Origin of the sequence: Algibacter pectinivorans (assembly GCF_900112595.1) — a bacterium.
Classification (GTDB): domain Bacteria; phylum Bacteroidota; class Bacteroidia; order Flavobacteriales; family Flavobacteriaceae; genus Algibacter_B; species Algibacter_B pectinivorans.
In genome coordinates this window covers 60,843-74,534 of sequence record NZ_FOMI01000003.1, presented here as the reverse complement: position 1 = coordinate 74,534, position 13,692 = coordinate 60,843, and the positions used below count along the sequence as shown (strand labels likewise).

General features: G+C 33.3%; 13 protein-coding genes. 12 read left to right on the top strand and 1 reads right to left on the bottom strand.

Annotated elements, in window-relative coordinates; genetic code table 11:
- The first annotated feature begins 43 nt into the window (after positions 1 to 43).
- The 3 genes from BMY96_RS05360 to BMY96_RS05350 all read left to right on the top strand — a co-directional run bounded on the left by BMY96_RS05360 (position 44) and on the right by BMY96_RS05350 (position 2,546).
- On the top strand, positions 44 to 1,240 hold the full coding sequence (locus tag BMY96_RS05360) for a GAF domain-containing sensor histidine kinase (RefSeq protein WP_092850051.1): 1,197 nt from the start codon (positions 44 to 46) through the stop codon (positions 1,238 to 1,240).
- An 83-nt stretch (positions 1,241 to 1,323) separates the two neighbouring features.
- Positions 1,324 to 1,695 carry a transposase gene (locus BMY96_RS05355; RefSeq protein ID WP_092850049.1) on the top strand — a complete coding sequence of 124 codons (372 nt, stop codon included), beginning with the start codon at positions 1,324 to 1,326 and terminating at the stop codon, positions 1,693 to 1,695.
- Complete coding sequence (locus BMY96_RS05350) at positions 1,695 to 2,546, top strand: IS3 family transposase (protein WP_139205217.1); 852 nt, start codon at positions 1,695 to 1,697, stop codon at positions 2,544 to 2,546. The genes BMY96_RS05355 and BMY96_RS05350 overlap by 1 nt, the downstream gene beginning before the upstream one ends.
- Before the next feature lie 429 nt (positions 2,547 to 2,975).
- Here the strand turns inward: BMY96_RS05350 and BMY96_RS05345 are convergent, their stop codons facing one another.
- Positions 2,976 to 4,865 (bottom strand): M61 family metallopeptidase, encoded by a 1,890-nt coding sequence (locus BMY96_RS05345; protein ID WP_092850044.1) that lies wholly within the window; start codon positions 4,863 to 4,865, stop codon positions 2,976 to 2,978.
- A gap of 87 nt (positions 4,866 to 4,952) precedes the next feature.
- Here BMY96_RS05345 and BMY96_RS05340 point away from each other — a divergent pair, with 87 nt between their 5' ends.
- The 9 genes from BMY96_RS05340 (at position 4,953) to BMY96_RS05300 (ending at position 13,571) form a co-directional block, all read left to right on the top strand.
- Positions 4,953 to 5,960 carry a glycosyltransferase family 2 protein gene (locus tag BMY96_RS05340; RefSeq protein WP_092850042.1) on the top strand — a complete coding sequence of 336 codons (1,008 nt, stop codon included), beginning with the start codon at positions 4,953 to 4,955 and terminating at the stop codon, positions 5,958 to 5,960.
- A gap of 86 nt (positions 5,961 to 6,046) precedes the next feature.
- A complete protein-coding gene (locus BMY96_RS05335; RefSeq protein WP_092850039.1) occupies positions 6,047 to 7,972 on the top strand; it encodes a BatA domain-containing protein in 1,926 nt (641 codons plus the stop codon).
- Positions 7,969 to 9,225: a dihydroorotase gene (locus BMY96_RS05330; protein ID WP_092850037.1), complete on the top strand. Its 1,257-nt coding sequence runs from the start codon at positions 7,969 to 7,971 to the stop codon at positions 9,223 to 9,225. Before BMY96_RS05335 ends, BMY96_RS05330 begins: the two co-directional genes overlap by 4 nt.
- A 1-nt stretch (position 9,226) precedes the next feature.
- Positions 9,227 to 9,565 (top strand): hypothetical protein, encoded by a 339-nt coding sequence (locus tag BMY96_RS05325; RefSeq protein ID WP_092850035.1) that lies wholly within the window; start codon positions 9,227 to 9,229, stop codon positions 9,563 to 9,565.
- 84 nt (positions 9,566 to 9,649) lie between these two features.
- Positions 9,650 to 10,306, top strand: a complete 657-nt coding sequence (locus tag BMY96_RS05320; protein ID WP_092850033.1) for an alpha/beta hydrolase — start codon at positions 9,650 to 9,652, stop codon at positions 10,304 to 10,306.
- Between the two features lie 244 nt (positions 10,307 to 10,550).
- Entirely contained in the window at positions 10,551 to 11,270 is a 720-nt protein-coding gene (locus BMY96_RS05315; RefSeq protein WP_175473519.1) for a GIY-YIG nuclease family protein, read from the top strand.
- 159 nt (positions 11,271 to 11,429) lie between these two features.
- Positions 11,430 to 12,101 (top strand): hypothetical protein, encoded by a 672-nt coding sequence (locus BMY96_RS05310; RefSeq protein ID WP_092850028.1) that lies wholly within the window; start codon positions 11,430 to 11,432, stop codon positions 12,099 to 12,101.
- A 247-nt stretch (positions 12,102 to 12,348) separates the two neighbouring features.
- Entirely contained in the window at positions 12,349 to 12,882 is a 534-nt protein-coding gene (locus BMY96_RS05305; protein WP_092850026.1) for a DUF4303 domain-containing protein, read from the top strand.
- A gap of 59 nt (positions 12,883 to 12,941) precedes the next feature.
- On the top strand, positions 12,942 to 13,571 hold the full coding sequence (locus BMY96_RS05300; protein ID WP_092850024.1) for an imm11 family protein: 630 nt from the start codon (positions 12,942 to 12,944) through the stop codon (positions 13,569 to 13,571).
- The last annotated feature ends 121 nt before the right edge of the window (positions 13,572 to 13,692 follow it).

Genomic DNA, 13,692 nt, shown 5'->3' with positions numbered 1-13,692 from the left:
TACATTTACGTAAGCTTTAACACTGCAATTCGACTACTTTTTAATGATAAACCCTAATTTGCCCCCTAACGAACTTAAACGCTTAAATGCTGTTAAAAGATATAACTTACTTGATACTCTCCCTGAAGAAGATTACGATAACATTACCACTTTAGTTGCAACTATTTGTAAGGTGCCCATTTCGTTAATTACCCTGTTAGATGAAGATAGGAATTTTTTAAAATCACATTACGGTATAGATTTTAATGAGTCTCCAAGAGACATTTCGTTTTGCGGACATGCTATTTTAAGCAACGAGCCAATACTCATTGTCGAAGATGCTACAAAAGATGTTCGTTTTCACGACAACCCCATTATTACAGAAAATAACGTGTCTTTTTATGCCGGTGTTCCGTTGATTAACCCTGATGGTTACGCCCTAGGAACGCTATGTGTTTACGACAATACACCAAGATCGTTTACTCAAGAACAAAAAGATGCTTTAATTATTTTGGCAAAACAGGTGGTTCAGCTTTTTGAATTAAGATTAAAAAACAAAACATTAAATGACACCTTACACACCCTAGAAGAGCGTCATGATATGCTAAACACCTTTGCTAACAAAGTATCGCACGATTTAAAATCGCCATTAGCAAATATAACCTCACTTACCAGTTTATTTAAGGATGAATTAAAGGCATCGCACCCAGAAATTGATTTAGAATATTTAAATTACATTGAAGAGTCTGCCGATACCTTAAGAGCTTATATTGATGGTATTTTAAAACATTATAAAAGTGAAAAATTAATTCATAAGGATAAAATTGAAACTAAATTAGAAGATGTATTTAATTCGATTAAAACGGTTTTAAACTTAAACGATTCTAATTTTAAACTCCTTAAAACAGCGTCGCTAAACAATGTAAACACCTATGCTTTAAAACAGATTTTATTAAATTTAGTGGATAATGCTTATAAATATAATTTTAAAACATTACCCGAAGTTAGTATTGATTTTGATGAAAATAAAACGCATTACATCTTTTATGTAAAAGACAATGGTAATGGTATAAAACCAGAAAAACTACCTATTTTGTTTGAGTTATTCCATACCGCCCACCACGAAGATAGTAAAGGCAATAAAGGTACGGGTATTGGCTTATTTACGGTAAAATCGTTAATAAACAAATTGGGAGGTACTATTACCGTAGAATCGACAGTAGGTATTGGAACAACCTTTAGGTTTACTGTTGCTAAATAGCATTTGGGCGTTACCACACCCTGCGACTCCGCTGAGCCCAGGCGTGACCCGTCCTGAATAAAGGCTACATAATTTTAAACATTATGTATAAAAACGACAAAGTAATTAGACGTTACAGCGAACCTTTCAAATTAAAAATTTTAGACGAACTTAGCATTGGAAAACATACAAAGAGTGAACTTTGTAAGCTCTACTCTATCGCACCTACAACTGTTAATGAGTGGATTAAAAAGTATAATCGTAAAGATTTAATGAACACCAGAGTAAAAGTGGAAACTAAAGACGAAATATCACGAATTAAAGCACTTCAAAAAGAAATAGAACAGCTTAAAAAACTGTTGCTTAAAAAGGATCTCGATGCTATGGTATTAGATTCTTATCTAGAAGTAGCCGCTGAAGATCTAGGCTATAAATCTGTAGCTGAGCTAAAAAAAAAGTTAAGCATAAAGCCTTAATCAAAGCGAAAGAAAAATCTAAGGGATTTGCCTCTTTAACAACTATAAGTCATTGTTTCGGGCATAAACGTGATGCGTATTATAAATACAAATCTAGAGCTGATAAGCGTTTAAAACAAGAACAACAGATTATTAACATAGTCAGTAAAAAACGTAAATCCCTTCCTAGAGAAGGGGTACGTAAACTCATAAAATCATTAGATGATGAGTTTACTAAAGCCAATCTTAAAGTCGGGAGAGACACCTTATTTAACGTCCTTAGAAAACACAATATGCTTACACTTAGAAAGAAAACCAGTGCTAGAACAACCAATTCTTATCATCGTTTTTATAAATATAATAACCTGATAAAGAACATAGAAGTTACCAGACCAAACCAAGTTTGGGTATCTGATATAACCTATATAAGAACCATAAAAGGCTTTTGCTACTTGGCTTTAATAACTGATGTCCATTCCAGGAAAATTGTTGGGTATGACCTGAGTGATAGCCTTGAGCTTAAAGGATGTGTGAGAGCGCTTAAAAAGGCTATTTATCAAGCTAAAAACATTAATGGACTCATACATCATTCCGATAGAGGCATACAATATTGTAGCAATGTATACACACAAATACTCAAAAGAAAAAAGATAGATATTAGTATGACAGAAGAAAATCATTGTTACGAGAACGCTATGGCAGAACGTGTAAATGGAATCTTAAAAGACGAGTTTTATCTCGACCAAACCTTTGATAACGTGGCTCACGCAAAAAGAGCTGCAAAAAATGCAATTAATTTATATAACGAAATAAGATTACACTTATCTTTAGACTATAAAACACCAAATATGGTATATAAATTATCAGCTTAAATTAATTATTAACCTGTAGCCATATTTCAGGACTAGACAGCGGTCGTGCTTTTCGCTATACCTGCCCGCCGCAGGCAGGTCTTTTTTTGCCATTTATGGCAGCAAAAAAAGGATGCCGCAACAATCCCTAACGCAGAGAAACGCATAAAATACAGTTTTTTTTAAGCTCGCTTGCTACTAACAGCATTGAAAAATCATGGCATTCTGGATACACAAAACACCTGTGAGTTTATAACCTACACCGGCAAATAAACCCGCGCTAGGGATTGAAAAGGAAAGCCCACAGCGACCTTTTTGGGGAGCGAGGACTTGTATTGGAAAGCCCGACCGCCTGCCCTGAACGGAGTCGAAGGGTGTGGTAGCGCCATAAAAAAACGGCTGATAAACATCATGTTCATCAACCGTTTAAACTTTACTTTATTGTTTTTTTTAACCCTTTAACCAAGCGTTACGTAAGTCTATTTGTGCTTTGGTAGCACTAGGCTTTTCTATTAATGCTTGCCCGGAGGTATACCCTTGGGTAGTTGTTGTTTTTATAACCACCTCTTTACCATCTCGTTCTAATACAACCTCAACATCTAGTCCTGGTGTCCAACCGAAAACCTGACCTAAAACTTGGTTTGCATTTTGTAGGGTAACAGCAGTACCATCTATAGATTTAATAATATCGTTTGGTTGTGCCCCTTGCGCTTTCCAAAAACTATTTTCTAACACGCTATCTACAAAAAAGATACCTTTTGTTGGATCGCCGCTTACTATTGGCGCACCATTTATTAAAATGTAATTGGCTTTTATTTGCGATTCGCCAACTTCTAAACCTGCCTTTTCGAAAAACGTGTTGTAGTTAATTGGAATATCTCCAACTACGTGCGTGTTTAAAAATTCTCCCACGGCTGGGTAAGTCATAGCAGTGATTTCGCTAATTAGTTTATCATCTTCGAAGGGTTTGTTTTTTCCGTATTTATTAGATAATTCTTTCATTAGCGACAAGATACCACGGTTTCCGTTGCTTTCTTCGCGCATTATAATATCGATACACATGCCTATTAACGCCCCTTTTTGGTACACGTTTAAATACTCGTCTTTATACGGTGCCTTTAAAATATTTTCGCTCATTATAGTAAAGCTCATAGCATCGTTTAAACGCTTAGAGGCCTCTATTTTTTCCATAATGGTATTATAAAACTCAGCCTCGTCTACTAAACCTTGGTTAACTTGAAATAAGGTTGCAAAATACTCTGTAACTCCTTCGTACATCCATAAATGCTTAGAGAAGGTTGGATTGTTGTAATCGAAATAATGCACATCTTCTGAGTGTACACTTAACGGTGTTACAATATGAAAAAACTCATGCGACACAACATCTGTCATGCTTGATGCAATGGCAGCCTCGTTCATAGATTCTGGCAACACAACAACTGTTGATGTGTGGTGCTCTAATGCGCCGAAACCTTTAGGAGAATCGTCTTCTCCTTCCGATAAATACAAGTAAATATCATAGCGTGGTGTAGCATTAATATCGCCTAAGTAGGCTTTTTGAGCCTGCATCATTTTATAAACTACATCTTTTAGCGATCTTGCCGAATGTACTTTATTAGGCGAATATACACTTAATACAATTTTAATATCGCCAACTTGAAACTCTTCAACATCTAAGTTTCCGTACATCATTGGGTTATCGGTAATATCAAAATATCTAGGTGCATAATAACTAGTGGTCATGGTTTTACCATCTTCGCTAGTTTGAGAATCTACGTTTTGTAAAGCCGAAGTACGCTTTAAATCTGCAGCAGCAATAACATCTAACTTATATTGGTTGTTTTTTAAAGAATCAAAATACCCAATAAATCCATGTAGGTTTAAAACATAGTTGTTTGGCTCTATATTGGTTCCTGCAGGCGAAAACGGTGTTTCTTTTCCTATACCGCCATCAATTTCAATATCGAAAGTATCGTTAACTAAATAGGTTATTTTATCTAGTTGCTTAGCATTTTCAATGGTCCAAGTATTGGTATCCACTTTCTTTACAGGCATTTCGTTTCCGTTATAATCGATAGCCTTAAAATTGTCTACATATTTCCCAAAATCACTTACCGAATAGGTACCTTGAATAACCCTTGGCAGTCTATACGTTACCGTTTGGGTAGTAAAACGCCCAGGATTAATGGTTACAGGTGCTTTATCATCTGTAATGTTAGATAAATTTATTGAAGTCTCAATAGGTAAACTTGTTGCTAAATCGTTACTAACATTTTTAGTTGAGCCACAGCCAACTAACACAGCACCAGCAAATAAAGCGAATAGTGTTTTTGTATACATTAAATTAATTTTAAAAGTTTTTTAATTGACGCGCAAATTACCATATTGTTACCGTCTCCTTTCTTAAGGTTTTGTTAAATTCGCAACATGCAAAATTTACTAGTAAGTATATTAATTCCGTTTAAAAACACGCAAGAATTTATAGGCGACTGTATCCAATCTATTATAAACCAAACCTATACCAATTGGGAACTTATTATAATTGACGATAACTCGACCGATACGAGCTTTACTATGGTTAAAGCATTTGCTAAAAAAGATAGCAGAATTAAACTTTTTAAAAATTCTGGAAGCGGGATTATTGATGCTTTACAATTGGCTTTCTCTAAAAGTGAAGGCGATTTAATTACTAGAATGGATAGCGACGATATTATGCGACCTAACAAGCTAGAGGTTATGGCCGCTAGTTTAATGCACCACGGAAAAGGTAATTTGGCTGTTGGTTTAGTTCATTATTTTGCTGAAGAAGGCATAAAAGCAGGATACAAAAGTTATGAGATTTGGCTGAATGCCTTAACCAAAAAAGGCACAAATTACTCTGAAATTTACAAGGAATGTGTAATACCCTCTCCTTGTTGGATGCTTTACAGAGACGATTTTATAGCTTGTGATGCTTTTAACCCAAACAGATATCCTGAAGACTACGATTTAGCCTTTAGGTTCTACAAACATGGGTTTACCTGCATACCGTGCAACACCATTTTACATGATTGGAGAGATTATAGCCATAGAACCTCTAGAACAAATGAGCATTACGCCGAAAACCATTTTATACCACTAAAATTAGATTACTTTTTAGAACTGGATTACATACCAGAAAAAACACTATTTGTTTGGGGCGCCGGAAACAAAGGTAAGTTTATAGCCAAAACACTTATTGAAAAACAAATAGATTTCGAGTGGATTTGCGATAACCCCAAAAAAATTGGTAAGGATATTTATGGCAAAATTTTAAGGCCTTTTAAGGACCTGGAATCTGTAAAACACCCGCAAAGCATTATCACTGTTGCTAATAAGGAAGCGCAACAGGACATAAGAAACTATCTTAATGCTTTAAAACTAAAATCTGTAGAAGATTATGTTTTCTTTTGTTAAAAAACGTAAAAGATAAAATGCTAAATTCCTTAAAGCACGTTTATAAATTCAAATGCATTTTCTATATTTGGGCAATCTAAAACAATATGCAGTTTAAACACCCCGAACTTCTTTACGCATTATTTTTACTGCTCATCCCTATTATTGTTCATTTATTTCAGTTACGAAAGTTCCAGAAAGTCGAATTTACTAATGTGGAATTTTTAAAGGAAGCCACTTTGCAAACCCGTAAAAGTTCGCAAATAAAAAAGTGGTTAACCCTGTTAACACGGTTATTACTTTTAGCGGCTTTAGTGTTTGCTTTTGCGCAACCTTTTACATCAAAATCTGATGCCTTTAAAAAAGACAAAGCAACCGTTATTTACTTAGACAATTCATTTAGCATGCAAGCCAAAGGCACGCATGGCGAATTACTAAAACGTGCAGTGCAAGATATACTAACTCAGGTACCAGAAAACGAAACCATATCGCTTTTTACCAACGATGCTGTTTTTAAAAACACAACTATAAAGGCAATAAAAAACGATTTATTACAACTCGATTATTCCACAAATCAACTCACTACACAAGCGGCATTATTAAAAAGCAAATCGTTTTTAAACAAAAAAATAAACACTTTAAACAATATTGTTTTAATATCTGACTTTCAATATATTAACACACAAATTGAAACAGAAAAAGATTCATTAACCCGGTTGAATTTTGTAAAACTCAGTCCGGTGAACACCAACAACATTTCGGTTGATAGTCTTTACATTTCTGAAACCACACCAACAGCTATTGCCTTAAAAGTAATTCTTAAAAACAGCGGTACCGAAATTGAAAATTTACCAGTTTCATTGTATAACAACAACAAGCTAATTGCTAAAACTTCGGTAGCTATTCAGCAAGAATCTGAAGCTATATTTTCACTTCCTGTTAATCAAATCATCAATGGAAAAATAAGCATTAACGATGCCAATTTACAATTTGATAATAGCCTTTATTTCAACATTAATAAACCATCAAAAATTAATGTTTTAAGTATTAACGGCACAACCGATTCGTTTTTAAAACGCATTTACACACCCACAGAATTCAACTTTTTAGCCACTCCAGAAAACCAATTAAACTATAATTTAATTGACAACCAACACCTCATTATTTTAAACGAGTTAAAAACAATTCCTGTTGCCTTAAATGCTGCTTTAAAACAATTTTCGGCACAAGGCGGATCGGTTATAATAATTCCGGCGCAAGATATTAACCTAGCGTCTTACAATCAATTATTAGCCAATTATAGCAGTGGCTTTAATGCCATTACCAATACCGAAAAGCGCATTACAACCATAAACTACTCGCACCCTTTGTACAGTAATGGTGTTTTTGAGAAGCAAGTTAAAAACTTTCAATACCCGAAAGTTAATAGCTTCCACCCTATTACAACCAAACAATTAGCGTCGGTTTTAAATTTTGAAAATGGTAAACTCTTTTTAGGACAGTTTAAAAACACTTTTGTTTTTACTGCGGCATTAAATACAGACAATTCTAGCTTTAAAAACTCGCCTTTAATTGTGCCAACCTTGTATAACGTAGCAAAGCAGAGTTTTAAAATTCCTGAATTATATTACAGTATTGGGCAAGAAAACACCTTTGATGTGGATACCAAAATGCAGCAGGACGAGGTACTTTCATTACAAAAAAACGGTATTAGCATGATACCTAAACAACACTATTTTAACAATAAAGTGGTAATAAACACTTTCGATGAACCATCGGAAGCCGGTATTTACGCATTAACCACTAAAAACGACACCATAAAAAAACTGAGTTACAATTTTAACCGAAGCGAAAGTAATTTAAACTACAACGATCTTTCGGCTTTACAAGAAGTAACTGTTAGCGATTCAATTACCGAAATTTTCGATACTATAAAAAGTGACACAAAAGTTAACGCGCTATGGAAATGGTTTGTTATTTTTGCACTAGCGTTATTGATTATTGAAATGCTCATCTTAAAATTCTTTAAATGAACATACTTATAAAATCTGCCACAATCATAGATTCTAAAAGCGAGTTTCACAACACAACTCAGGATGTATTAATTGAAAACGGTAAGATTACTAAGATTTCCAACAGCATAGAAAACCCTAAAAATTACAAAGAAATTAATTTCGAGAATTTACATATTTCTCAAGGTTGGTTCGATAGTAGTGTAAGTTTTGGCGAACCTGGTTACGAGGAGCGCGAAACCATACAAAATGGTTTAAAAACTGCAGGACTTTCTGGTTTTACAAGTGTGGCTGTAAATGCCAACTCCAACCCAGTAATAGATTCTAATGCTAATATTACATTTTTAAACTCTAAAGCCAACAACCACGCCGTTAGTTTATTGCCTATTGGCGCACTAACCGTAGGAAGTTTAGGTACAGATATCGCAGAACTTTACGATATGCGTAGCGCAGGAGCTGTGGCGTTTTACGATTATAAAAAATCGATTTCTAACCCTAACCTCATGAAAATTGCACTGCAATACGCTAGTAATTTTGATGGCTTGGTATGCTCTTTTCCGCTGGAAAATAAAATTTCCGGACATGGGGTTATGAACGAAAACATAACAAGTACACGCTTAGGTTTAAAAGGTATTCCGGCTTTAGCCGAAGAGCTACAAGTGGCTAGAGATTTATTTTTACTAGAATATACAGGCGGAAAATTACATATCCCAACTATTTCTACTGCAAAATCTGTAGAATTAATTAGAGAAGCAAAAAATAAAAAATTAGACGTTACCTGTAGCGTAGCCATACATAACCTGTATTTTTCGGATGCGGTATTAACCGATTTCGATACCAATTATAAAGTATTACCACCGCTTAGAACACAACCCGATATCGATGCTTTAATAGCTGGGGTAAAAGATGGCACCATTGATATGGTTACTACCGACCATACACCTATTGACATTGAGGAAAAAAAGATAGAATTCGATCATGCCAACTACGGCACCATTGGTTTAGAAAGTGCTTTTGGAGCCTTACAAAGTCTATTTACGACCAAAAAGACCATCGAGGTACTAACCAAAGGTAAAGCTAGATTTGGAGCCGAAATACAACCTATAGCTGTAGGTAATATGGCTAACATCACGCTTTTTAACCCGGATACTAAATATACCTTCTCGAAACAAAATATTACATCGAAATCTAAAAATGCTATTTTTGAAAACGAAACACTAAAAGGTCACGTTTTTGGTATTATAGCAAACAACCAAAAGGTTTTAAAATCATAACATGACAGAACAAGATATAGATAAAGGGCGCCAAAACGCCATAATAAGTTACATTACCATTTTTGGTGTTATTATAGCCTATTACTTAAATAATGAAGACAATAAAAAAAGCGGTTTTGCCAGTTTTCATATTAGACAATCCTTAGGACTTTGGCTTACTTTTTTTGCCTTAGGGTACATTATTGGTAATTTTGATAGTTGGCTAGTAACGTCTTCGTTTTACTTGTTTTTTGCTGTCCTTTTTATTTATGGGTTCTCTAACGCTATAGCACGAAAAGCACAGGCTGTTCCACTTGTAGGTAACTTATACCAACGTATATTTTCAAACTTAGGGTCTTAATACATCTTTTAAAGGTGTAATTCTAAAATATGAAATACCGAAGCCTAAGAAAACCAGACTTCACTAAAAGCAATACATAAAAGCATGGCAAATCCATCACTTTCTTTACAACACATCGTTCGCGAATCTAGTTTAACCGAAAACGCACCATTATTAATCATGATGCATGGTTATGGAAGCGACGAGAACGATTTGTTTTCATTTGCTGCCGAATTACCAGAGGAGCTATTTATTATATCTGTTAAGGCGCCTTACACCATGCAACCATACGGAAATGCTTGGTACGCCATTAATTTTGATGAAGACAGAGGAAAATGGAGTGATAACGAGGAAGCTATAGCTTCAAGAGATTTAATTGCTAAATTTATAGACGAAGCCATTGCCACCTACCCAGTTAACAAAAATAATGTATCGCTTTTAGGCTTTAGCCAAGGGTCTATTTTAAGTTACGCCGTAGCATTAACTTACCCTGAGAAAATTAAAAATGTAGTGGCACTTAGCGGTTATATTAATAAAGATATTTTCCCTACTGATATGGACACAAAAAACTACGCAAATTTAGATTTTTACTGTTCTCACGGTAGTGTAGACCAGGTAATACCTGTAGATTGGGCAAGACTTACAGCTCCGTTTTTAGACGCCTTAAACATAAAACACAGCTATTCTGAATTTCCTGTTGGCCATGGTGTAGCACCTCAGAATTTTTACGAATTAAAGGCGTGGCTAGAAGCACGTATTTAAAGCAAATTTTAACCTAAATATAAACAAACAAGTTTGGTTGTTATTTTATAATGACTACACTTGTTTTGCCTTTCAATTTGTAAGAAAAATTAATTATATTTACGAGATAACAATTAAAAAAACTTGTTATATTCTGATGTGTTTTCGGGATATGAATAGTGAACGTTATTTTATAATAGGTTGTAGCCAATTTGAGAAAATGCAGAATTCCATTCAAAAATTTATAACTAAAAATTGTCATTATTTGTCTGAAAAAGATATTTTTCAAATGAGTGAATCTGATAATGGTCCTATCAACAATGTATTGACTGGATTAAATAAGCATTGTTACGGAATTTGGCTTTTAGATGATAAAACCGACAATAACTATATCTTGTTTTATATTAACAAAAGAACTGAATTAAGTGGTTTAGTTTGTAGATTTAAAATAAATGAGAAAAAACGAAATGATTTCGCTCTTGGTTTTGCGAAAGTTATAAATCAAGAATACCCAAAAGACACCGATTTAATTGAAACCTTTAATACGTTTCAAAATCATACAAGAACAATGTTAGAAAAACTAAATCGGTTCACTTATGGTAATGAAATTGCGGACAAAAACGGAACTTTAATTGTTAAAAACAAAGTAGGAATTGATTATGTACCGTTCGTAAACAAAAAAGAAGCTTTTAAACATATTTTTTCAACAGACAATGAAAGTGTATCAATAGAAAATGGCAATAAAATCTATCTTATGTTTAATCCGAGAAATGGTTACACTAAAATTGGTCGAAGTATAAAACCAAAAGTCAGAGAGAAAACTCTTCAAGGAGAAGACCCAGAAACTGAAATTATTGCAATGTGGAATTCACCAAAATCGACTGAAAAAGATTTACACAATGAATTTAATGAAAAAAGAATTCGTGGAGAATGGTTTAATTTGGGAATATCTGACTTACTGAAAATAAAAGAAAAAATGAAATAAAAAACTGGCTACAACAATGTATAACCGCAATTACGGCGGATTCGACTACGTCCGAATCCACTCGGAATTGCTAACGTCTGTGCTAAACCGAAAATAATCGCTAATTTAACCCGTAACTGACGGTTATACGAGACCGTTCGGCTTATAACCCAATGAAAAATGACTACTAAGATTAAAGAATTTTATATTCAAGATTTATTTGAAAATGAATTGAATAAAATATGGAACGATGAACTGTTTTCAGAATTAAACGTGATTGAAAGGGGTTATGGAGTACATAATAATGTAATAGAAAATCAATTATTATTTATCGGTATAAATCCTTCTTTTGCTAAAGGATCTGTAAATGGAAATTTCTTTGCTTCTATAAATCAAAAAGGACAAAATAATTGGGGAATTTCATATCCATACTTTAAAAAATTTGTTGAAATTGCTGAAAATACAAATCTTTTATGGTCTGATATCGACTTATTATTTTTTAGAGAAACCCAACAAAAATATATTAGCAAAATAGAAAAAACGGAAATAGGAAAGAAATTTATTAGTAGACAACTAGATATTTCAAAAGAGGTAATTCTAAAAGCGAAACCCAAGGTTATTGTGATTTGTAATACAAAAGCTAGAGATTTACTAAAAGATAAAAAAATTAATAATAAAATTGAATTCGTTTTTGAATTTTGTGAAAAATTAGGAACTGAAAAAATTATTAAACCTACAGAATTAAAAGGGACACCTGTTTTTTTCACAAGCATGCTTACAGGACAAAGAGCATTAGATAAAGGAAGTTTTAGAAGGCTAATTTGGCATATAAATAAAGTAGCAATGAGTTAATATTTATAGAAAAAAGATTAATAAGGTAAGATTATTACAAATAGCCAAAAAGTTAACAACAGCTAAAGTTAATGTGGATATATAACATTCTCATTTTTTTTAGCTTCTTTACTTTGTCCGCCTAAAGGTATATGATTAATTTAAACTAACGAAGATTAAAACTAGGTCTAAGTTAATTGAACCGTTCAATAAATCCTTGATTTATCAACTCCCACACTGAGCCTAACCAAAACCATTAAAAAGCACTATGAATACTAATTTTAATTTTGAAGTTTTAAAAAGCAAAATTGAATTTGCCGTTAAAACATGTTTTAAAGAAAACATTCAGAAATATGGTTCTGATATTTGTTCTTTTGCATTAATAAGTGATGATGGAGCAATGACTGTGGTTCCGTTTACAAATACTAAAACTCATTTAAAAAAAATGCAAGCTCAAAACCCAGAACACAAAGATTACTATGAATTTGAACCAGCCGAATGGTTTACTTCTAATGGGGCTAATGAAGCATTCAATGCAATTTGTAAAATGGTGTCTTTGGAAATTGACAATGAAGAATTAGACTTCGAATATTTTAGAAACAGCTTATTCGAATCATGCGTTGAAGTATTGGAGAAACTTCGAACCGAAGTTTTTTTTCAAAAAGAATTAGGAGAAAATTTGTTGGTACAGTTTAATATTTTGGATACTGACGAATCGAAAGACAATTTAATACATTGGACCAAACGACTTAATGATAGTACATACGTAAAACGTTATCAAGACTATATGACACAGCAATAAACTTATAATATTTAACTATACTATTACCGAACCTCGAGCAAACTAATTCCTTTTTAAGTATGAAATATAAAATACTAGCCGATTCTAAATCGTTATACGAATTTGCAGACCAAAAAACATCTCAGGCTGTAATGGATGCCTTGATTATTAATGGTAAAGAAACAACGTATAACTTTAATAAAATTCTTTATATTCAAAATCAGAAAAACATTGAAGGCAACATAATAAGTACTATCGAAACGCCTGTATTAACTGTTGGAGGAAAGCTATTTATTTCTCAAAGTTTAAAAAACATTTTTGAAAAATACGATGTAATTGGCGAGTACTTTGAGGCACAAGTAAAAGCTAATGGCACCGCTTTTAATGAAGATTACTTTTTATTTAACCCACTGACTGGTAGTAATTGTTTAGACTATAAAAATTCTACTTATAATAAAATATATGACGATTGGAGTAAGATATTTAACATTTCTAAAATAACGCATTTAAAAATTGAAGAGCATAAAACACCTAACAATGCGCCCTTATTTTTTTTAGGACAATTTCCTTATAAAGAAAATGACAATCGTATTTTAGAGAAAATTATTTTTATACGAGAGGATTTGGCAAAAGAAATTAAAGATGCTAAAATATTAGGTGTTAATATTTTTGAAATTGAAAATTATAGCTACAATTGGAAATGGCTATAACTAGAATAAAAACTCCAAACACTATCTTTAAATAACACACCCGCGTTAGGGATTGAAGTGGATAGCCCACAGCCTGACGAAGGAAGAGCGAGGACTTGTAACGTAAAGCCCGACCCTTTTG